20 protein-coding genes and 2 pseudogenes are annotated in these 19,338 nt (G+C 52.5%); 10 read left to right on the top strand and 12 right to left on the bottom strand.

The features are described 5' to 3' along the window. The first annotated feature begins 67 nt into the window (after positions 1-67). From FGL10_RS08360 to FGL10_RS12815, 3 genes are all read left to right on the top strand, one after another. A complete protein-coding gene (locus FGL10_RS08360; protein ID WP_003709304.1) occupies positions 68-940 on the top strand; it encodes a mechanosensitive ion channel family protein in 873 nt (290 codons plus the stop codon). A gap of 87 nt (positions 941-1,027) precedes the next feature. After that, the gene (locus FGL10_RS08355; protein WP_036469791.1) at positions 1,028-3,064 is read left to right on the top strand and encodes a M3 family metallopeptidase; all 2,037 of its coding nucleotides are present in this window, start codon (positions 1,028-1,030) and stop codon (positions 3,062-3,064) included. Positions 3,065-3,080: 16 nt separating this feature from the next. Continuing rightward, on the top strand, positions 3,081-3,212 hold the full coding sequence (locus tag FGL10_RS12815; protein WP_269321711.1) for a hypothetical protein: 132 nt from the start codon (positions 3,081-3,083) through the stop codon (positions 3,210-3,212). 115 nt (positions 3,213-3,327) lie between these two features. Here the strand turns inward: FGL10_RS12815 and FGL10_RS08350 are convergent, their stop codons facing one another. Together FGL10_RS08350 and FGL10_RS08335 are read right to left on the bottom strand one after the other, a co-directional pair. Then, positions 3,328-3,894, bottom strand: coding sequence for a manganese efflux pump MntP (locus FGL10_RS08350; protein WP_003709298.1), 567 nt, complete (start codon positions 3,892-3,894; stop codon positions 3,328-3,330). 559 nt (positions 3,895-4,453) lie between these two features. Then, positions 4,454-4,897, bottom strand: coding sequence for a pilin (locus tag FGL10_RS08335; RefSeq protein ID WP_003709293.1), 444 nt, complete (start codon positions 4,895-4,897; stop codon positions 4,454-4,456). 707 nt (positions 4,898-5,604) lie between these two features. On the opposite strand from FGL10_RS08335, the gene FGL10_RS12120 reads away from it, so the two are divergent. After that, positions 5,605-5,769, top strand: coding sequence for a hypothetical protein (locus FGL10_RS12120; protein WP_155270588.1), 165 nt, complete (start codon positions 5,605-5,607; stop codon positions 5,767-5,769). A 304-nt stretch (positions 5,770-6,073) separates the two neighbouring features. Here the strand turns inward: FGL10_RS12120 and FGL10_RS12115 are convergent, their stop codons facing one another. Further along, entirely contained in the window at positions 6,074-6,262 is a 189-nt protein-coding gene (locus tag FGL10_RS12115) for a hypothetical protein (RefSeq protein WP_003709286.1), read from the bottom strand. A 75-nt stretch (positions 6,263-6,337) separates the two neighbouring features. Next, positions 6,338-7,852, bottom strand: coding sequence for a catalase KatA (katA, locus tag FGL10_RS08310; protein ID WP_036469787.1), 1,515 nt, complete (start codon positions 7,850-7,852; stop codon positions 6,338-6,340). Positions 7,853-8,199: 347 nt separating this feature from the next. Between katA and rpoN the strand changes: the two genes are divergently transcribed. Next, entirely contained in the window at positions 8,200-9,543 is a 1,344-nt protein-coding gene (gene rpoN / locus FGL10_RS08305; protein WP_003709281.1) for an RNA polymerase factor sigma-54, read from the top strand. A 593-nt stretch (positions 9,544-10,136) separates the two neighbouring features. Here rpoN and FGL10_RS12940 read toward each other — a convergent pair. The 5 genes from FGL10_RS12940 to acpP all read right to left on the bottom strand — a co-directional run bounded on the left by FGL10_RS12940 (position 10,137) and on the right by acpP (position 14,659). Next, positions 10,137-10,472 (bottom strand): glycosyltransferase, encoded by a 336-nt coding sequence (locus FGL10_RS12940; RefSeq protein ID WP_332000812.1) that lies wholly within the window; start codon positions 10,470-10,472, stop codon positions 10,137-10,139. After that, positions 10,451-11,266, bottom strand: coding sequence for a glycosyltransferase family 4 protein (locus FGL10_RS08300; protein WP_003709275.1), 816 nt, complete (start codon positions 11,264-11,266; stop codon positions 10,451-10,453). Before FGL10_RS08300 ends, FGL10_RS12940 begins: the two co-directional genes overlap by 22 nt. Before the next feature lie 328 nt (positions 11,267-11,594). Beyond that, positions 11,595-12,809: an MFS transporter gene (locus FGL10_RS08295; protein WP_003709273.1), complete on the bottom strand. Its 1,215-nt coding sequence runs from the start codon at positions 12,807-12,809 to the stop codon at positions 11,595-11,597. 199 nt (positions 12,810-13,008) lie between these two features. Then, a complete protein-coding gene (gene fabF / locus FGL10_RS08290; RefSeq protein WP_003709269.1) occupies positions 13,009-14,256 on the bottom strand; it encodes a beta-ketoacyl-ACP synthase II in 1,248 nt (415 codons plus the stop codon). A gap of 166 nt (positions 14,257-14,422) precedes the next feature. Continuing rightward, the gene (gene acpP, locus FGL10_RS08285) at positions 14,423-14,659 is read right to left on the bottom strand and encodes an acyl carrier protein (RefSeq protein ID WP_002215574.1); all 237 of its coding nucleotides are present in this window, start codon (positions 14,657-14,659) and stop codon (positions 14,423-14,425) included. A gap of 230 nt (positions 14,660-14,889) precedes the next feature. On the opposite strand from acpP, the gene FGL10_RS08280 reads away from it, so the two are divergent. Together FGL10_RS08280 and FGL10_RS08275 are read left to right on the top strand one after the other, a co-directional pair. Beyond that, a complete protein-coding gene (locus tag FGL10_RS08280) occupies positions 14,890-15,897 on the top strand; it encodes a quinone-dependent dihydroorotate dehydrogenase (protein ID WP_003709267.1) in 1,008 nt (335 codons plus the stop codon). 15 nt (positions 15,898-15,912) lie between these two features. Beyond that, positions 15,913-16,092: a hypothetical protein gene (locus FGL10_RS08275; protein WP_003709266.1), complete on the top strand. Its 180-nt coding sequence runs from the start codon at positions 15,913-15,915 to the stop codon at positions 16,090-16,092. 132 nt (positions 16,093-16,224) lie between these two features. Here the strand turns inward: FGL10_RS08275 and FGL10_RS08270 are convergent. The 3 genes and pseudogenes from FGL10_RS08270 to FGL10_RS08260 all read right to left on the bottom strand — a co-directional run. Next, positions 16,225-16,737: pseudogene (locus FGL10_RS08270) on the bottom strand (IS1595 family transposase); the annotation flags it as partial. A 153-nt stretch (positions 16,738-16,890) separates the two neighbouring features. Next, positions 16,891-17,724, bottom strand: coding sequence for a DUF4198 domain-containing protein (locus FGL10_RS08265; RefSeq protein WP_003709262.1), 834 nt, complete (start codon positions 17,722-17,724; stop codon positions 16,891-16,893). Positions 17,725-17,811: 87 nt separating this feature from the next. Continuing rightward, positions 17,812-17,958, bottom strand: a pseudogene (locus FGL10_RS08260) (IS1595 family transposase); the annotation flags it as partial. Positions 17,959-18,037: 79 nt separating this feature from the next. On the opposite strand from FGL10_RS08260, the gene FGL10_RS08255 reads away from it, so the two are divergent. From FGL10_RS08255 to FGL10_RS08245, 3 genes are all read left to right on the top strand, one after another. Beyond that, positions 18,038-18,361 (top strand): hypothetical protein, encoded by a 324-nt coding sequence (locus FGL10_RS08255; RefSeq protein ID WP_003709257.1) that lies wholly within the window; start codon positions 18,038-18,040, stop codon positions 18,359-18,361. Positions 18,362-18,447: 86 nt separating this feature from the next. Next, positions 18,448-18,729 carry a hypothetical protein gene (locus FGL10_RS08250; protein ID WP_003709255.1) on the top strand — a complete coding sequence of 94 codons (282 nt, stop codon included), beginning with the start codon at positions 18,448-18,450 and terminating at the stop codon, positions 18,727-18,729. A 78-nt stretch (positions 18,730-18,807) separates the two neighbouring features. Further along, entirely contained in the window at positions 18,808-19,281 is a 474-nt protein-coding gene (locus FGL10_RS08245) for a DUF2247 family protein (protein WP_003709253.1), read from the top strand. Positions 19,282-19,338: the final 57 nt, after the last annotated feature.

The following is a 19,338-nucleotide window of genomic DNA, read 5'->3' as shown; positions in this document are numbered from 1 at the left end:
CCAAGTGGCAAAAGCGTTTTTTTGCCACTAAAATCTACGTCCTATATTTTTCGGACAGGGTGCGGAAATGGAAATATGGAATCTTCTGAATACTTGGCTCGATGCCGTCCCGATACGTGCGGAGGCGGCCGAATCCGTGGCGGCGGTTGCGGCTTTGCTGCTGGCGCGCGCCCTTCTGTTGAATATCCACTTCAGACGGCATCCGGATTTCGGCATCGAAAGCAAGCGGCGGTTTTTGGTTGCCAGCCGCAATGTAACGCTGCTTTTGGTGCTGTTTTCGCTGGCATTTATCTGGTCGGCGCAAATTCAAACGCTGGCTTTGTCGATGTTTGCGGTGGCGGCGGCGGTCGTCGTGGCGACAAAGGAACTGATTATGTGTTTGTCGGGCAGTATTTTAAGGTCTGCCACCCAGCAATACTCGGTCGGCGACTATATCGAAATCAACGGCCTGCGCGGGCGCGTGGTCGACATCAACCTGTTGAACACGCTGATGATGCAGGTCGGCCCGAACCCCTTGGTCGGACAGCTTGCGGGAACCACCGTTTCTTTCCCCAACAGCCTGTTGTTGAGCCACCCCGTGCGCCGCGACAATATTTTGGGCGACTACGTCATCCATACGGTCGAAATCCCCGTCCCCATCCATTTGGATTCGGATGAGGCCGTATGCCGTCTGAAAGCCGTACTCGAGCCCTTGTGCGCGCCCTACATCCCCGCCATCCAACGGCATTTGGAAAACGTGCAGGCGGAAAAACTGTTTATCACGCCCGCCGCCAGACCGCGCGTTACCCGCGTGCCGTACGACGACAAGGCATACCGCATCATCGTCCGCTTCGCCTCCCCCGTTTCAAAGCGGCTGGAAATCCAACAGGCGGTTATGGACGAATTTTTGCGCGTACAATACCGCCTGTTAAACCATCCCGCCGGCTCCGAAACACTTTAACTTTCCCCGGCCGGCCCCATTTCCGGCTTCAGACGGCGTGCCGCCGATATGCCGTCTGAAGCACAACACACAAAGGAAACCCATCTTATGACCGATAACGCACTGCTCCACTTGGGCGAAGAACCCCGTTTCGACCAAATCAAAACCGAAGACATCAAACCCGCCGTCCAAACCGCCATCGCCGAAGCGCGCGAACAAATCGCCGCCATCAAAGCCCAAACGCACACCGACTGGGCGAACACCGTCGAGCGTCTGACCGGCATCACCGAACGCGTCGGCAGGATTTGGGGCGTGGTGTCGCACCTCAACTCCGTCACCGATACGCCCGAACTGCGCGCCGTCTATAACGAACTAATGCCCGAAATCACCGTCTTCTTCACCGAAATCGGACAAGACATCGAGCTGTACAACCGCTTCAAAACCATCAAAAACTCCCCCGAGTTCGACACCCTCTCCCCCGCACAAAAAACCAAGCTCAACCACGACCTGCGCGATTTCGTATTGAGTGGCGCGGAACTGCCGCCCGAACAGCAGGCAGAACTGGCAAAACTGCAAACCGAAGGCGCGCAACTCTCCGCCAAATTCTCGCAAAACGTCCTAGACGCGACCGACGCGTTCGGCATTTACTTTGACGATGCCGCACCGCTTGCCGGCATTCCCGAAGACTTGCTCGCTATGTTTGCCGCCGCCGCGCAAAGCGAAGGCAAAACAGGCTACAAAATCGGTTTGCAAATGCCGCACTACCTCGCCGTTATCCAATACGCCGACAACCGCGAACTGCGCGAACAAATCTACCGCGCCTACGTTACCCGCGCCAGCGAACTTTCAGACGGCGGCAAATTCGACAACACCGCCAACATCGACCGCACGCTCGAAAACGCCCTGCAAACCGCCAAACTGCTCGGCTTCAAAAACTACGCCGAGCTGTCGCTGGCAACCAAAATGGCGGACACCCCCGAACAAGTTTTAAACTTCCTGCACGACCTCGCCCGCCGCGCCAAACCCTACGCCGAAAAAGACCTCGCCGAAGTCAAAGCCTTCGCCAGCGAACACCTGAACCTTACCGACCCGCAGCCGTGGGACTTGGGCTACGCCGGCGAAAAACTGCGCGAAGTCAAATACGCGTTCAGCGAAACCGAAGTTAAAAAATACTTCCCCGTCAGCAAAGTTCTGGCAGGCCTGTTCGCCCAAATCAAAAAACTCTACGGCATCGGATTTACCGAAAAAACCGTCCCCGTCTGGCACAAAGACGTGCGCTATTTTGAATTGCAACAAAACGGCGAAACCATAGGCGGCGTTTATATGGATTTGTACGCACGCGAAGGCAAACGTGGCGGCGCGTGGATGAACGACTACAAAGGTCGCCGCCGTTTTTCAGACGGCACGCTGCAACTGCCCACCGCCTACCTCGTCTGCAACTTCGCCCCGCCCGTCGGCGGCAGAGAAGCGCGTTTGAGCCACGACGAAATCCTCACCCTCTTCCACGAAACCGGACACGGGCTGCACCACCTGCTTACCCAAGTGGACGAACTGGGCGTATCCGGCATCAACGGCGTCGAGTGGGACGCGGTCGAACTGCCCAGCCAGTTTATGGAAAACTTCGTCTGGGAATACAATGTCTTGATGCAAATGTCCGCCCACGAAGAAACCGGCGCGGTATTGCCGGAAGGGCTGTTCGACAAAATGCTTGCCGCCAAAAACTTCCAACGCGGAATGTTCCTCGTCCGACAAATGGAGTTCGCCCTCTTCGATATGATGATTTACAGCGAAAGCGACGAATGCCGTCTGAAAAACTGGCAACAGGTTTTAGACCAAGTGCGTGAAGAAACCGCCGTCGTCCGGCCGCCCGAATACAACCGCTTCGCCAACAGCTTCGGCCACATCTTCGCCGGCGGCTATTCCGCAGGTTATTACAGCTACGCGTGGGCGGAAGTATTGAGCGCGGACGCATACGCCGCCTTTGAAGAAAGCAGCGACATTGCCGCCACAGGCAAACGCTTCTGGCAAGAAATCCTCGCCGTCGGTGGCTCCCGCAGCGCGGCAGAGTCCTTCAAAGCCTTCCGCGGACGCGAACCGAGCATAGACGCACTCTTGCGCCACAGCGGTTTCGACAACGCGGCTTGATCGATGTGAACAAAAAATGCCGTCTGAAACAATCAAACAGTGTTTCAGACGGCATCAGCATTTGCGCGGTTTCGTCATTTTCACAAAAACAGCAAACCAAAATCCCGCCATTCTCGCAAAAACAAAAAATCAAAAACAGTGGGCGTAGGGTGGGCTGAAGCCCACCCTACATCCCACCTTACGGATTCGCCCTACGCCCAAAAAATAAAAAATGCCGTCTGAAACGGTCAAACAACGCTTCAGACAGCATTTTTTGGCAGTCCTTACCCGATCAGCCCCAAGTGCGACAAGAGTGTCCAAGTGCCGATGGCGATCAGCACCAGTCCGCCGGCAAATTCCGCACGCCTGCCGAGCAGTACGCCAAAAGCCCCGCCTGCCGTCAGCCCGACCGCCACCATCACCGTCGTCGCCATACCGATGATTGCGGCGGCAAAGGCGATATTTACCTCCATAAACGCCAAGCCCACCCCGACAATCATAGAGTCGATACTGGTGCCGAAAGCAGTCAGAACCGTCAACCACAGGCTTTCCCGTTTGGTTTCCCGCGCGTCCTCCGCCCCGCCGGACAAGCCCTCACGCAACATCTTCAGACCCAGCCCGCCCAGCAGGACGAAAGCCGCCCAATGGTCCCATTCGCTGATAAACGGCTTGGCATAAAAACCGCCCGCCCAGCCCGCCAGCGGCGTAACCGCCTCAACCGTGCCGAACACCAAAGCCGTTGCCGCAATTTTGCGCGGGGGCATCCTGACCGCCGCACCCTTTGCCAGCGCGACGGCAAACGCATCCATCGACATCCCCAGCGCAATCAAGAGCAAAGCATAAAAACCCATACCGCACCCGTCTTTAAAAAGGGCGGATTATAGCAAAACAGCAAAGCGCGAAAAACGCCGCACGAAAACCCGTATTCCGTCATTCCCGCAAAAACAAAAAATCAAAAACAGAAATATCATCATTCCCACGCAGGCGGGAATCCAGAAACTCAAAGTTGCAAGAATTTATTAGAAATAGCTGAAACTCAACGAACCTGGATTCCCACTTTCGTGGGAATGACGAGATATAGGTTTCCGTGCGGACAGGTCCGTCATTCCCGCGCAGGCGGGAATCTAGTTTTGTCGGTGCGGAAACTTATCGGATAAAACGGTTTCTCCAACCCCGAGTTCCAGATTCCCGCTGTCGCGGGAATGACGCGGAAAAGTTTCCGTGCCGGTTTGAGCCGGCGGGGATGGCGTGGGAATGACGGGATATTTTGCGTTTAATAAAAAACGCCTGCCAAAACGGCAAAGGCGGACGGAGGATGTCGTCTGAAGCGGCAAAGGGGAATAGGAAATGCCGCCCGGGCGGTTCGGGCGGCATTTGTTTTCACGGCGAGTTCAAACCCGGCCATTGTCCTTATTTGCGGCAGGAAGACGGCAGGAATTTGGTGTCCACAGTACCTGCTTTACAAGTCCATTCGAACGAGCCGGAGTTTTGTTTGCCGACGAGTAGCAAGGTTTTACCTGAAATATCTTTGTTCACGCCTGAGGCATTCATAGTAGAGGTAATGGTGGCAGAGGTAGCATCGCCATTAACTTCCACTTTTTGTACATATTTACCTTTAATCGTAGAGGCATTAGCAATACCTGCGGAAGCATTGGTTGTCGGGAACGTGCCGTTGTCGGAGTAATACTCGACCACTGCGGCTTTTTGGCCTTCGGCCAAAGTCAGGGCTTCGGACATTTGGGCGCGCGCGGTGTAGTCTTGGTATGCGGGCAGGGCGACGGCTGCCAAGATACCGACGATGGCGATGACGATCATCAGCTCGATCAGGGTGAAACCTTTTTGGATTGCTTTCATTTGGATGACTCCTGTTTGAAAATGTTTAAGTTTGATTGGAAATTTGCGGTATCTGCCGCAAACGTAAACCCGTAATGTATTTGACCGATGGTTTTTTTGGTTCGGCTTGCCTTCTTACCAGCAAGCGGCGTGCCAAAAACGGGTTCGGCTCGGCATTTTACAGAATATTTTTTTATTTGTCTGTTTGGTATGGGTATTTTTTATATCAACGCGGCGCGGAATGCGGCGGAATAATGCGGCGGGCTGACGTTTTTTGTCAGGTGTGACATTTTTTGTCAGTTTCGGGCTGACGTTTTTTGTCAGATTGGGATTTTGGGAGGGGGATTGGCGGAGCCGGCGGAGTGACGGAAACCCGTATCCCGTCATTCCCGCAAAAGTGGGAATCTAGAAACTCAAAGTTGCAAGAATTTATTAGAAATGGCTGAAACTCAACGAACCTAGATTCCCGCCTGCGCGGTAATGACGCGGAAAAGTGGGTTGTGGGCGGGAATGGCGGAATGGTGGGGTTGGTTTGGTTGGATTGGTAGGAATGGTGGGATGACGAAAATATAAGTTTCCGTGCGGACGGGTCCGGATTCCCGCCTGCGCGGGAATGACGCGGAAAAGTGGGTTGTAGGGCAGGTTGTAGGGTGGGCTTCAGCCCACCAATCCGACAAATCCGACAATCTTACCTGTGCCGTTACGCGCCGCCTTGTACCGACAAACCGATGCCGTCTGAAAACGGCGGAAATGATGGGATTGGCGGATTGGCTTGTTTGGGTTGGGTTCGGTTGGTGGAATGGTGGGGTTGGTGGGCTGAAGCCCACCCTACGTCCACCCTATCGCCCGTCCTATGCATCTACCTTACACATCCGCCTTATGTGAATACCTAAACCGTCATTCCCGCGCAGGCGGGAATCTAGACCTGTCGGCACGGAAACTTATCGGGGAAAAAGGTTTCTTTAGATTTTACGTTCTGGATTCCCACTTTCGTGGGAATGAAGCGGAAAAGTGGGTTGGTGGGGTTGGTGGGAGTGGTGGAGTTGGTGGGCTGAAGCCCACCCTACGCCCACCTTACAGCCCATTCTACAGTCCGATACGGCTTATTGAATCGTCAGAAATACCTAAACCGTCATTCCCGCGCAGGCGGGAATCTAGGTCTGTCGGTGCGGAAACTTATGGGGAAAAACGGTTTCTTTAGATTTGACGTTCTAGATTCCCACTTTCGTGGGAATGACGCGGAAAAGTTTTCGTGCCGGTTTGAACCGGTGGGGATGGCGCGGGAATGACGGGATATTTTGCGTTTAATAAAAAACGCCCGCTGAAACGGCGGGGCGGGATGGGGGAATGCCGTCTGAAGCGGTCAAACGACGTTTCAGACGGCATTTTTATGCCCGGTTATTTCTGGTAGCGGACGGCGCGGGACAGGATTTCTTCAATTTCCATCCACATAATGCCTCCTTACAGCAAACCGGGCTGACCCAGTGCGGGGTCGGTCGCGCGGGCGGCTTGTGCGTCTTCGACAGTCAGTCCGAGGGCTTTGGCCACGCCTTCACCGTATGCCGGATCGCAACGGTAGCAGTTGCGGATATGGCGGTATTTGATGAAGTCGGGCGCGTCGCCCATTGCGGCGGCGGTGTTGCCGAACAAAGCCTGTTTCTGCGCGTCGTTCATCAGGTTGAACAGGGCGCGCGGTTGGCTGAAATAGTCGTCATCGTCTTGGCGGTAGTCCCAGTGTGCCGCGTCGCCGTTGATTTTCAGAGGCGGTTCGGCGAAGTCGGGCTGCTGCTGCCATTGTCCGAAGCTGTTGGGTTCGTAGTGCGGCAGGCTGCCGTAGTTGCCGTCGGCGCGTCCTTGTCCGTCGCGCTGGTTGCTGTGTACGGGGCAGCGCGGGCGGTTGACGGGGATTTGGCGGAAGTTTACGCCCAAGCGGTAGCGTTGCGCGTCGGCGTAGTTGAACAAACGGGCTTGCAGCATTTTATCCGGGCTCGCGCCGATACCGGGCACAAGGTTGCTCGGTGCGAAGGCGGATTGTTCCACATCGGCGAAGAAGTTTTCGGGATTGCGGTTCAACTCGAATTCGCCCACTTCAATCAGCGGATAGTCTTTTTTCGGCCAAACTTTGGTCAAGTCAAACGGATGATACGGCACTTTTTCGGCATCGGCTTCGGGCATCACTTGGATGTACATCGTCCATTTCGGGAAGTCGCCGCGTTCGATGGCTTCGTACAGGTCGCGCTGATGGCTTTCGCGGTCTTCGGCGATGATTTTGGCGGCTTCTTCGTTGGTCAGGTTTTTAATGCCTTGTTGGGTGCGGAAGTGGAATTTCACCCAGAAACGCTCGCCTGCTTCGTTCCAGAAGCTGTAGGTATGCGAACCGAAGCCGTGCATATGGCGGTAGCCGGCGGGAATACCGCGGTCGCTCATCACGATGGTAACTTGGTGCAACGCTTCAGGCAGCAGCGTCCAGAAGTCCCAGTTGTTTGTGGCAGAGCGCATATTGGTACGCGGATCGCGTTTGACGGCTTTGTTCAGGTCGGGGAACTTACGCGGGTCGCGCAGGAAGAACACGGGCGTGTTGTTGCCGACCACATCCCAGTTGCCTTCTTCGGTATAGAATTTCAACGCAAAACCGCGGATGTCGCGTTCTGCATCGGCTGCGCCGCGTTCGCCTGCCACGGTGGTAAAACGGGCGAACATCTCGGTTTTTTTGCCGACTTCGCTGAAGATTTTGGCGCGGGTGTATTGGGTGATGTCGTGCGTTACGGTAAACGTGCCGAACGCGCCCGAACCTTTGGCGTGCATACGGCGTTCGGGGATGACTTCGCGCACGAAGTCGGCGAGTTTTTCATTCAGCCACAAATCTTGCGCCAGCAGAGGACCGCGCGGGCCGGCGGTCAGGCTGTTTTGATTGTCGGCAACGGGCGCGCCGTTGTTCATAGTCAGATGGGTGACGGGGCATTTGGAGGTAGTCATCGCTCTTGTTCCTTTTTTCGGGTTGGTCAAATGGGGGTAAACGGCTTACAGTACGATTTGGCGGAAAGCGTATTCGTAACCGGTTTCTTGATTGCAATAAATTTCTTGAATCGACATTTTGTTTTCCTTTTGTAAAAACTATGGGTGCGACTATACGCCAAGATTTTCGCTATTAAAACTATGAAATCGATTTAATATTGTTATAAGCAATCGGTTTTTGATTTTCGTTTGTTTTTTGTTATCGAACGGAATCCGAACCCGCTCATTAAAACCATTTATAATGCAATGACGCTTTGCGGCATTTTTTGCACCGACAGACTGAAAATAACAATTTCCCCCACATTATCATGACCTTACTCGGAATAAAGCTCAAACAGACCCAGCAGCTCGACCGGCGGCTGCAACAATCTTTGCGCGTATTGCAGATGTCGGGTATCGAACTTGAACGCGAGGTCGAGGACTGGCTGTCGGACAATCCTCTGCTCGAACGCAAAGACACGGATGAATTTTCCGATGCCGGGTTTTCCCATTACACCGCGCCCGCGCGCCAAATCGGCGGGGACGAAGGCGAAGATATGCTGTCCAACATCGCCGGCGAACAGGACTTCAAGCAATACCTGCACGCGCAAGTGTGCGAACACCCCCTTTCCGACCAAGAATCCGCCTGCGTCCACATCCTTATCGATTTCCTTGACGAGCAGGGTTACCTGACCGACAGCATCGAAGACATCCTCGACCATACGCCCTTGGAGTGGATGTTGGACGAGGCAATGCTGAAACAAGCCCTGACCGCATTGAAAAAATTCGACCCGGCAGGCGTGGCCGCCGCCGATTTGAACGAATCGCTGATACTGCAGATAGAAAGATTGGGCGAATGTGCCGCCAAATCCGCCGCCCTGCATATCGTCCGAAACGCCCTCGACAGCATTGACGGCAACCGCAGCCAAACCCTCGCGCGAATAAAAAAACGCCTGCCCCAAACCGACGGCGGTACACTCGAAGCCGCACTCGACCTCATTGCTTCGCTCAATCCCTTTCCCGCCGCCGGTTTTGCCTCGTCCACGCTCACGCCGTATATCCGACCGGATGTCCGGGTTGAGGAAAGTAAAGACGGATGGACGGTCAGTTTCAACGAAGATGCCCAGCCCGCCTTGCAGCTCAACCGCGAATATTGCGGACTGATGCCGTCTGAAGGCGTTTCGCCCGAATGGAAGGAAAAAATCGGCGAAGCCCGGCAATACCTCGACGCGCTCGAATTGAGGAAGGCGACCGTTGTCCGCCTTGCCGAATACATCGTCAAACATCAGGCGGATTTTTTCACTTTCGGCGAAATCGGACTCGTCCCCCTGCTGATGAAGGATGCCGCCGCCGAATTGGGCGTGGCGGAAAGCACCGTTTCACGAGCCGCCAACCAAAAATATCTGTCTTGCCCGCGCGGAGTGTTTCCCCTGCACCATTTTTTCACGTCTGCCGTTCAAACAGGAGGCAGTGGCGAAATATTCAGCCAAACCGCCGCCAAAGCCGTCCTTTCGCAACTTATCGATAATGAAGACCGGCACAAACCCCATACCGATGAAACGATAGTCCGCCTTTTGAAACTTCGCGGTATAGAGGTTTCACGCCGCACCGTTGCCAAATACAGAGAATCCCTCGGGATTCCGGCGGCACACAGGCGCAAAACCGCAGAATGATTGCCGGATAATCCCACAATAAAGACGACAAACCAAAAGCCGCCATTCCCGCGAAAGCGGGAATGGCGGCTCAACGTTTCGTAGGGTGGCGTAGGGTGGGCTTCAGCCCACCAATTCCGCCATTCCAACCAAATCCGCCATTCCCCGCCGAAAACCGAAACCGCCGAATCCCGCCGGTTCGCCAAAACCCTTGATGCGGAGGGATTGGTGGAGGTGGTGGGCTGAAGCCCACCCTACGTCCCACCCTGCACAACACCTGACGACCGCTGAAAAAATTTCAGGCGGCATTTTTATCAAATGCAAAAATATTCCGTCATTCCCGCGAAAGCGGGAATCCGGAAACTTAACGCTGCGGCAATTTGTCGGAAACGGCTGAAACTCAAAGAGCCAGATTCCCGCATGCGCGGGAATGACGGGATTTAGCGGGAATGACGGCGGGGGCGGTTTGGTGGTTTGGATTGGTTTCGGTGGGCTGAAGCCCACCCTACAGCCCGCCCTACACATCTGAAACTCAACGAACCTGGATTCCCGCTTTCACGGGAATGACGGGGGTTTATCAGAAATGACCGAAACTCAAAAGCGGGCAGCCTTGTTTACGCCTTCAAAATATCGAGTAATTTCAAATCGACTTTTTCGGCATCGAATTTATCTTTGGCAATCGCATAACTTGCATTCCCCATCAGGCGGACGGCTTCCCTGTTTTCGATAAAATAAATCATTTTTTCGGCCAAGATGCGGGGATTCCAAGGCTCGATCAGGAAGCCGTTGACCTTGTCGGCGACCGTTTCCCTGCAGCCGGGTACATCTGTTGTAATCACCGCCCTGCCGACGGCCATTGCCTCCTGAGTGCTTCGGGGAACGCCTTCCCTATAATAAGACGGCAATACGAATATATGATGCGCCTTTATCACTTCGGAAACATTGTCCACAAAACCGGGGAAACGGATAATATCGCGGGCGGCAAGGCGTTCCAAATCGCGCCCCCCCCGCGTGATTTGTCGATTGCGCCCAAAGCGGTAAAAACCGTATCGGGGTATTTGTCCTTAACCTGTTCCGCCGCCCGAATAAAATCATCAATCCCCTTTTCTTTCAACAATCTGCCGATAAAGAGAAATTTTACGGGTTCTTTTTCATCGGGAATATCCGCCTCGGAATAAGGATATTGCCGCAAATCCAGACCGATTCCGCCCAAAATATGGATGTTTTTTATTTTGATGCCGTATTGATGCAGCAGATCGTCTTTGTCGTCGGGGTTTAATACAATCAGGCTTTCCAACATCGGCAGGGCAATGCGGTACAAGGCAATCAAAATCCCCTTTATGATTTTTGTTTTTAACGGTATGCCTTCCGGCTGCGGGGTAAATGCGAATCCCAAACCTTCCAGCATCCCGACGATTCTGGGCACGCCTGCCAGTTTTGCGGCAAAAGTGCCGAAAATCACGGGTTTTGCGAAATAAGGGAAAACCAAATCCGGCGATATTTTTTTGAGTTCTTTGAATATGAGGAAGGTGGATTTTATATCGGAAAACGGGTTCAGCCCGCTGCGGTTTGAACGGTAGGTAACGGGTGTAACCCCCATTTCCCTGATAATGTCCAACTCATTGTCGGAAAACTCCGATACAAAGGCATACACCTGATGGTTTTTGCCGATTAATTTTTTAATGATGGGGGCGCGGAAACCGTAAATGCTGGATGCGACTGTTGTGATAAAAACGATTTTCATCGTGTTTCCTTTTCGGTTGAACCCCGCCACTCGGACATCTGTCCTTCGGGGCGGTAGAATCAGACTCTATTTGGGAGGGGCGTAACCCCTTCCAAATCAGGGCGGCACATAGGGCGGTGCTTTATGTGTCGTCCCGTGTGTTGAAACATAAGGCGGATACCTTGAATATAGGATTGGAAATGCGGTCTGCTACGGCAGGGCTTGGGTTTGCCTGCGTATTATAAGGCGGTTGTCTGCGGTTTGATAAGGCTGCCTTTCGTGCAGCGGGGTGCCGGAAACGGGTGGGTGTTTGGAAAATGCCGTCTGAAGGTTTCAGACGGCATTTTTATCAGGCGGTTCGGGATTCTCGGATGGGGAGGTTGAGGAGGGCGGCGGTTCCCGCCAGCAGTGCGTCGGCATACCACATCCAGCCGTAGTCGCCGAATTGTGTCATCACGATGCCGCCTATGTATGAACCGAGGAATCCGCCGATTTGGTGGCTGAGCATCGTCAGTCCGAACAGGGTGGCGAGGTAGCGCGTGCCGAAGAGTTTGCCGGTAATGGAGGCGGTCGGCGTGACGGTGGCGAGCCAGGTAAATCCGAGTGCGGCGGCAAAAATATAGAAATTGGAATCGGTCTTGGGCGAAAAAATGTAGATGAGTACCATCGCGGCGCGCGAGGCGTACAGCCAGAACAGGACGTATTTGCCCCGAATGCGGCTTGTGCACCAGCCGGAAAAAATGCAGCCGGCGATGTTTGCCAGTCCGATAATGGCGATGGATGTCGAGGCGACGGTGGCGGGCAGTCCGCAGAGTGCGATTTCGGTGGGCAGGTGGGTAACGAGGAAGGCGATGTGGAAGCCGCAGGTAAAGAAGCCCAAGTGCAGCAAGAGGTAGCCCGGGTTTTTAAAGGCGGCTGCCAGGGCTTGCCGGAGCGTCTGTCCGCTTCCGGCGTGCGTACGGGGTGTGCCGCAGGCGGGGGTTTTGCCGGCAAGCAGCAGGGCGGCGGGCAGAATCAGCAGTGCGATTGCGCCCCAAACGTAAAATGTGCCCGTCCAGCCGACTTGGGGCAGGACAACGAGTCCTTGAACCAGCGGTGCGAACAGGAATTGTCCTGCCGAACCGCCGGCGTTGACCAGCCCGGATGCCAAACCGCGCCTGTGTGCGGGGACTTGGGCGGCAACCTGCCCCATAATGATGGAAAACCCTCCGGAACCGGTGCCGAATGCGAGCAGCAGCCCGACGGCAATCATCAGCCCCCAATAAGTCGGGATGTTGGGGGCAATCAGGCAGGCGCAGACGAGCAGGACGGCGCCGCCGCTTAATACCCTGAACGCGCCGAAACGGTCGGCAAGCGCGCCGGACAATGGTTGCGATACGCCCCACATCAGTTGGAAAACGGCGATGATGAGGCTGAATTGTGCAATGCTCAATTCGGTGGTGTTGACGACGGGTTGGACGAACAGTCCGAGCGTCATCCTCATCCCGATGGTAATCAGCAGGATGAATGCGGCGGCGGCAATGACCGCCCAAAGTTTGGGTGTTTTCGATGCGGTGTGCGTCATAATGTGTATTTTGAGTCGGTTAGGTTTGCGGATTTTAACAAGCCGGATGATGCGGGCTAAATAATTCCTGATTCTTTGGATATAGCAAACGGTATGCCTGCAGATGCCGTCTGAAAGGTTGGAACTTGGACGGACAATAGAAAATGCCGTCTGAAACGGTTTCAGACGGCATTTCGATGTCGGCGGCGGCTTTGCGGAATCAGCCTTTGAAGCGTTTGAAGACCAGCGTGCCGTTGGTACCGCCGAAGCCGAAGGAGTTGGAAATGGCAACGTCGATTTCCGCGTCGCGCGCTTCGTTGGCGCAGTAGTCCAAATCGCAGCCGGCCTCAACGTCTTGTTCAAAAATGTTGATGGTCGGCGGGATTTTGCCGTCGTGTATCGCCAAAATGCTGTACACGGCCTCCACGCCGCCCGCCGCGCCGAGCAGGTGGCCGGTCATGGATTTGGTCGAGCTGACGACGGTTTTGTAGGCGTGTTCGCCGAACGCGCGTTTGAGGGCTTTGGTTTCGTTGGCATCGCCCAAGGGGGTGGACGTGCCGTGTGCGTTGACGTAATCCACATCTTCGGGATTGATGCCGGCATCTTTCAGGGCGCGGATAACGGCAAGGGCGGGACCTTCTTCGTTCGGCGCGGTGATGTGGTAGGCATCGGAACTCATCCCGAAGCCGATGATTTCGGCGTAGATTTTCGCGCCGCGTTTTTTGGCGTGTTCCAATTCTTCCAACACCAATATGCCCGCGCCTTCGCCGATAACGAAGCCGTCGCGGCCTTTGTCCCACGGGCGGGAAGCGGTGGCGGGATCGTCGTTGCGGGTGGAGAGGGCTTTCATCGCCGCGAAGCCGCCCACGCCCAAGGTGCTGATCGCGCCTTCCGCGCCGCCGGCAACCATTATGTCCGCGTCGCCGTATTTGATCAGTCGGGCGGAATCGCCGATGGCGTGCGCGCCGGTGGTACAGGCGGAAACCATCCCATAGCTGGGGCCGCGGTAGCCTTTGAGGATGGTAACGTGTCCGGAAATCAGGTTAATCAGCGAACCGGGGATAAAGAAAGGGTTGATTTTGCGCGCGCCGCCTTCGATTACGGCTTTGCCGGTGGCCTCGATGCTGGGCAGTCCGCCGATGCCGGAACCGATGTTTACGCCGACGCGGTCTTTGTCGAGGTTTTCCACATCGTCCAAGCCCGAATCGGCGATTGCCTGCAATGCGGCGGCAATGCCGTAGTGGATAAATACGTCCATGCGGCGTGCTTCTTTCGCGCTGATGTATTGTCCGATGTCGAAACCGCGCACTTCGCCGGCGACACGGCTGTTGATGTCGGATGCGTCAAAGCGGGTAATCGCGCCGATGCCGCTTTTGCCTGCGAGCAGGTTGTCCCAAGCCTCTGCGACAGTGTTGCCGACAGGGGAAACCTGACCTAAGCCTGTAATGACTACTCTTCTCTGACTCATGATAATCTCGCTGTTGGTTGTCGGAATGGGGGCATATGCGGCTGTCGTGCAGATGCCGTTTGGAATTTGCGGCAGGTATTTAAACGGAGTTTAAGCAGTTTGCCATATAAGGGAAAAGCCTCTATTGCGCGGTGCAGCAGAGGCTGTTGTGTCGGGCGACGACCGGTTAGCCGTTGTGGGCATTGATGTAGTCGATGGCCAGTTGGACGGTGGTGATTTTTTCGGCATCTTCGTCGGGGATTTCGCAGCCGAAGGCTTCTTCCAGAGCCATAACCAGTTCTACGGTGTCCAGAGAGTCCGCGCCCAAGTCGTCTTGGAAGGAAGATTCGTTTTTCACGTCGGCTTCGTTTACGCCCAGTTGTTCAGCAACAATTTTTTTAACTTGTTGTTCGATGTTTGACATATCAGTCGTTCCTTTATGCCTTGCGGCAGGTTGTTTAAGGGAAATAAATCGGTGGTATTGTACCGACTTTTAATAGAGTTTTCTATCTAATGCCTATTATATCAATATTTGCCGATTTGTACATTTTCGGGCGGTACCGGTTTTGCCGTTCAAATTTGATATATGTGCCGTGTCCGGCCGGCGATTTCGGTTAAAATGGCGGCATTTCTATTTGGAACAGAAAGCCCGCTATGTATCCGCTTGCCCGCCGTATCATGTTTGCGCTCGATGCCGAAAAGGCACACCATTTCACGCTCAATGCCCTCAACACGGTTTATAAGCTCGGTCTGATTCCGGTGACCGACAACCGTACCAAACCTGTAAAATTGATGGGCTTGGATTTGCCCAACCCTGTCGGGCTTGCCGCCGGACTCGATAAAAACGGCGAATATATAGACGCATTGGGCGCGCTCGGCTTCGGTTTCATCGAAATCGGCACGGTAACGCCCAAACCTCAGCCCGGCAACCCTCAGCCGCGTCTCTTCCGCGTTCCCGAACACCGGGGCATCATCAATCGCATGGGTTTCAACAACCACGGTATCGATGCGATGATACGCAACATCGAAAAAAGCAAATTCAGCGGCGTGTTGGGCATCAACATCGGCAAAAATGCAGTTACGCCGATCGAAAACGCTGCCGATGATTATTTAATCTGCCTTGAAAAAGCCTACGCGCACGCAAGTTACATCACCGTCAATATTTCCTCGCCCAACACCAAAAACCTCCGCGCCCTGCAAGGCGGCGACGAGTTGGGCGCATTGCTTGGGGCTTTGAAAAACAAACAGGCACAGCTTGCCTCTGCACACGGGAAATACGTTCCGCTCGCCGTAAAAATCGCCCCCGATTTGGACGAAGCGCAAATCGAAGACATCGCCCACGTTGTCAAATCCGTCGAAATGGACGGCATCATCGCCACCAATACCACCATCGACAAATCAAGTCTCGGCAGCCATCCGCTTGCAGGCGAGCAGGGCGGTTTGAGCGGGCTGCCCGTTCATGAAAAAAGTAATCGGGTGTTGAAGCTGTTGGCAGACCACATCGACGGCAAGCTGCCGATTATCGGCGTAGGCGGCATTATGGAAGGCAGGGACGCGGCAGAGAAAATCCGCTTGGGCGCAACTGCCGTCCAGGTGTACAGCGGATTGATATACAAAGGTCCGGCATTGGTCAAAGAATGTTTGAAGGCGTTGGCGCGATGACGCGATCCGCTCAAAATGCCGTCTGAACGCACGTTTTGCCGTTCAGACGGTATTTTCATTTCCTTTTTCCGCCTGCCGCCCCTTGAAAATCCCAAACGCGCTGCCCTGTTTGAAACAAAGCAAACGCCCGCCGCGAACCGGACAATCTTGATACGCAGCCAAAGCAAGTCCGGCGGTAAGTTGTTAAACATATAAATAATTGATATAAAAAATAATTTTATACTGTGGCGGACAGCTTGGGGAAACGCAAAATATGAACGGCGTTGAAATTCATTATGTGGAAAATAAGGATATGGAGATAAAAATAGATGGGACTGTCCTAGATGACTAGGATAAACTCGATTTTACTAATTGTTTTAAGATGGAAATTTGAACTTTTATCTCACTGTTGTTAAAACGCTATTCGCACTCCTTTAAATACAGCCCAAAATGCTCTTTGGGAATGCCGTTAAACTTGCGTAAATGACGTTTTGCCCGGTTCCAAAAGTTCTCAATTCCATTGATATGGTTTTGTCGTTCAGCAAAATGTGTGCTGTGATTGATACGAAAACGAAGTTTCAGCGAAGCTAAAATGGCTAAATTCGCCCACATCTAATACATCATAGCTACGATAACAATCCGTATAAATAATGCTGTCAGGTTTCACTTGTTCACGGATAATAGGAAATAAAGCAGCGGTTTGAGTATTCTATAAACCGTACCATTTTGCTTCAAAAGACCGGATACGGCGACTTTACCGGCAGCACCGCGACCGCGTTTGCCTTTGCGTTGTCCGCCAAAATAACTTTCATCTGCTTCTACTTCGCCATCAAACATTTCTAAATGTGGACTGTTTTGATAAAAGTGTGGTTTTGATCGGCTGCAACCGTGTCCGTTTTGCCCAATTAAATGGTGATGAGTTGGAAACATTCTCCCGTTTTTTTAGAAATTTGGGTTATGAATTAGAATAAACGAAGGCCGTCTGAAAGTTCAGACGGCCTTTTTTAATGGTTGTTAATGATGATGGTGGGCATGGCGTGCGGCTGCGCGTTTGGTACCGACAGGCACAATCAGCGTTGCGTAAGTATTGTCTTTCTGACATACGCTTTTATCGCCGTAATCGGTCTCGTTCACGACTTTGATTTTCCACAAACCGTCAATCAGAGTAATCACATTGACCACGCCGTTTTTATCGGTTTTGCCGGAGAAGCCTTGAGGTTCGCGGTGGTCATGGGTTGATTCCAAGTCCATTTCCGCCAAAGTGTCCGAGCTGGCGGTAACGGTGGCTTTAACCAAAGGCTCGCCTTTGTACAGGACTTTGACGGGCAAAATACCGCCGGCTTTGACTTCGTTCGGATTTTTCAGCGGAACCAGTTCCAGCTCTTGGCCGATAGGGCGGGTCAATACAGCTTCATCAACTGCGCCGTTGCCCACTTGGACAAAGCTCTTTCCGAACATTTGCGCCTGTTCGCAATAGGTTGAACCGGCCAGCTGTTTCAAGGTTTGCTGTTTCCAGCCGTCTTGGTTTTTCGACCAGAAAGTCGGTTTGTAGGTTGCGCTGACCCAGTAGGAGCCTTCAGGCAAAGCGGCTTTGGAAACGTATTGATAGTTTTCGCCTTTATTTACCAAATCAACGGTTTTCTTTGAGCTGCCGGTCAATTGCAGCGGTTTGAAAATATGTACGCGGTCGTCGGCGATTTTTTCGACATTGGGGAAGTCATGGCTGTAACCCAAATCCGCATGCAGGATTTTGCCGGCTGGCTGATGTGTCGGTGCAGCCACCCAAACATCGTGCGCCTGCGCCACTGCGCCCAATCCCAGCAATCCTAAAAGCATCCATTGTTTCATAGTTTCTACACTCCATTTTGTTGTTGAATGAAAGGCTTTGTATTTTGGCGAGTGGAAACATTACTCTTATTTGCATTTTTTGTAAATAATAAGTAATCGTAAACGATGAGAATAATAGGCTGCGGTATTTTTATTAACGCCTACTAACTCTGCTGCTGTTCTTGCAGTTACACCTGCGACAAATAGCTCAATGAGTTTATTTTGTTTATACCGGCTTAGACGACTTTTTCTCATAGGGATAATTCTAACTTAATTTGAATTTCCCTAGTTATCTAGGACAGCCCCAAATAGATTTTAAGTTTAAGGATTCGATATGTTTAAGGACGAACTAAATGAATTTATCCGACTCATATCTGACCCGGAAAGTGAATTGGATGAATGGTATTTGAGTGATTTTAAAGATGAACATATATGGAAAATGCAAAGTTACGAAGCATTTTCATGTTTGCGTGAAGCAGTCCCCTATTTGTTTGCTTATCCCCAACACGGGTATGAACTATTGGAGATAATTTCCGCGTTAAAAGAAACATCTGATACGACAGAATTATTTTATGAGCCGGGTATCGTGCCTTTGCTGATTGATTTATATAAAGAAGATAGTTATCTGATAAATATGGTCAAACGGATATTCAAATGATGAAAGGGGCGCGGGCGTTTGCTTGGCGGAAGGCAGGTAATCCAATTTGAAGGACGCGGAAGCCGATACGTTAAAAAGGATGAAAAATGGAAAACGGGCAACGGAATAACTGGTTTCCTTTGGAAAAACGAATTTTTTATCTGGAGCATTCGGGGCGGTATCTGATGATTTGCGCCTTATCGGATTATTCCCAAAACAAACATACTGTCGTTATGGCAAATTTCATCTATCCGGATGAAAAAACGGATTGGCGGAATTTGGATGATTTATTCAATGAGTTGGTTTTGGAGGAATTGCAGGCTTCATTTATGGATTGGTATCCGACTGTTGAAGAGGCAATCGGCCGTCATTTGGAAGACTTTTCGTAACAGGCATAATCGGAAGGGTCGGAACGACGGGGCAGGAAAACCGACGTGTGAACACGAAGCAGGCAACCGGAGTAAAAAATGAACCTTGATTTAACCGCTCAAAAAGTCCGCCTTTCTTGGAAGGATATTCTGTGGGGGTATGAGAATAAATACTTGGGTTGGACTGATGTGGCAGCTTATGCCCGAAAAATGACGCTTTCAGATTGTGACGAACGCGTGTTCAAGCTATCTTTAACCAACAAATCCAATATTTTTGAATTAAAACCTGTTCTGGAAGATTTGGCTTCAGAAATGAGGGATTATTCCCCTAAAAATTGGCTGTACATCCTCCTAAATGACGTATTCCATAGAAAAGAAGAATTTGACGACCCTCTGGGGGAAGTTGAAAAAATTTATGCGGATTTTGATTACCCGGAAGAAATAGAGTCATTTGTCAGATATATGCCGCCCAAAGACGGTTATATTCCTTCTGCCCACAGCAATGAAGAAAATATTGCCCGGTTATATGTTCATTGGGAACGATATTTGCACAACGGCGGCGGGCAGGATTAAACCGGCAAATGCCGTCTGAAGCGTTATCCGGCTTTCAGACGGCAAACGGATTAGAGC

This window comes from Neisseria lactamica, from assembly GCF_901482445.1.
Taxonomy (GTDB): domain Bacteria; phylum Pseudomonadota; class Gammaproteobacteria; order Burkholderiales; family Neisseriaceae; genus Neisseria; species Neisseria lactamica.
The sequence above is the reverse complement of the archived record's forward strand: the minus strand, read 5'-3'. Positions and strand labels throughout refer to the sequence as shown.

Bases quoted from the DNA above. Each gene is read 5' to 3' on its own strand.
- FGL10_RS08360 (WP_003709304.1), top strand. From the start codon at position 68: ATGGAAATATGGAATCTTCTGAATACTTGGCTCGATGCCGTCCCGATA.
- FGL10_RS08355 (WP_036469791.1), top strand. From the start codon at position 1,028: ATGACCGATAACGCACTGCTCCACTTGGGCGAAGAACCCCGTTTCGAC.
- FGL10_RS12815 (WP_269321711.1), top strand. From the start codon at position 3,081: ATGCCGTCTGAAACAATCAAACAGTGTTTCAGACGGCATCAGCATTTG.
- FGL10_RS08350 (WP_003709298.1), bottom strand. From the start codon at position 3,894: ATGGGTTTTTATGCTTTGCTCTTGATTGCGCTGGGGATGTCGATGGAT.
- FGL10_RS08335 (WP_003709293.1), bottom strand. From the start codon at position 4,897: ATGAAAGCAATCCAAAAAGGTTTCACCCTGATCGAGCTGATGATCGTC.
- FGL10_RS12120 (WP_155270588.1), top strand. From the start codon at position 5,605: ATGCCGTCTGAAAACGGCGGAAATGATGGGATTGGCGGATTGGCTTGT.
- FGL10_RS12115 (WP_003709286.1), bottom strand. From the start codon at position 6,262: ATGCCGTCTGAAACGTCGTTTGACCGCTTCAGACGGCATTCCCCCATC.
- katA (WP_036469787.1), bottom strand. From the start codon at position 7,852: ATGACTACCTCCAAATGCCCCGTCACCCATCTGACTATGAACAACGGC.
- rpoN (WP_003709281.1), top strand. From the start codon at position 8,200: ATGACCTTACTCGGAATAAAGCTCAAACAGACCCAGCAGCTCGACCGG.
- FGL10_RS08300 (WP_003709275.1), bottom strand. From the start codon at position 11,266: ATGAAAATCGTTTTTATCACAACAGTCGCATCCAGCATTTACGGTTTC.
- FGL10_RS08295 (WP_003709273.1), bottom strand. From the start codon at position 12,809: ATGACGCACACCGCATCGAAAACACCCAAACTTTGGGCGGTCATTGCC.
- fabF (WP_003709269.1), bottom strand. From the start codon at position 14,256: ATGAGTCAGAGAAGAGTAGTCATTACAGGCTTAGGTCAGGTTTCCCCT.
- acpP (WP_002215574.1), bottom strand. From the start codon at position 14,659: ATGTCAAACATCGAACAACAAGTTAAAAAAATTGTTGCTGAACAACTG.
- FGL10_RS08280 (WP_003709267.1), top strand. From the start codon at position 14,890: ATGTATCCGCTTGCCCGCCGTATCATGTTTGCGCTCGATGCCGAAAAG.
- FGL10_RS08275 (WP_003709266.1), top strand. From the start codon at position 15,913: ATGCCGTCTGAACGCACGTTTTGCCGTTCAGACGGTATTTTCATTTCC.
- FGL10_RS08265 (WP_003709262.1), bottom strand. From the start codon at position 17,724: ATGAAACAATGGATGCTTTTAGGATTGCTGGGATTGGGCGCAGTGGCG.
- FGL10_RS08255 (WP_003709257.1), top strand. From the start codon at position 18,038: ATGTTTAAGGACGAACTAAATGAATTTATCCGACTCATATCTGACCCG.
- FGL10_RS08250 (WP_003709255.1), top strand. From the start codon at position 18,448: ATGGAAAACGGGCAACGGAATAACTGGTTTCCTTTGGAAAAACGAATT.
- FGL10_RS08245 (WP_003709253.1), top strand. From the start codon at position 18,808: ATGAACCTTGATTTAACCGCTCAAAAAGTCCGCCTTTCTTGGAAGGAT.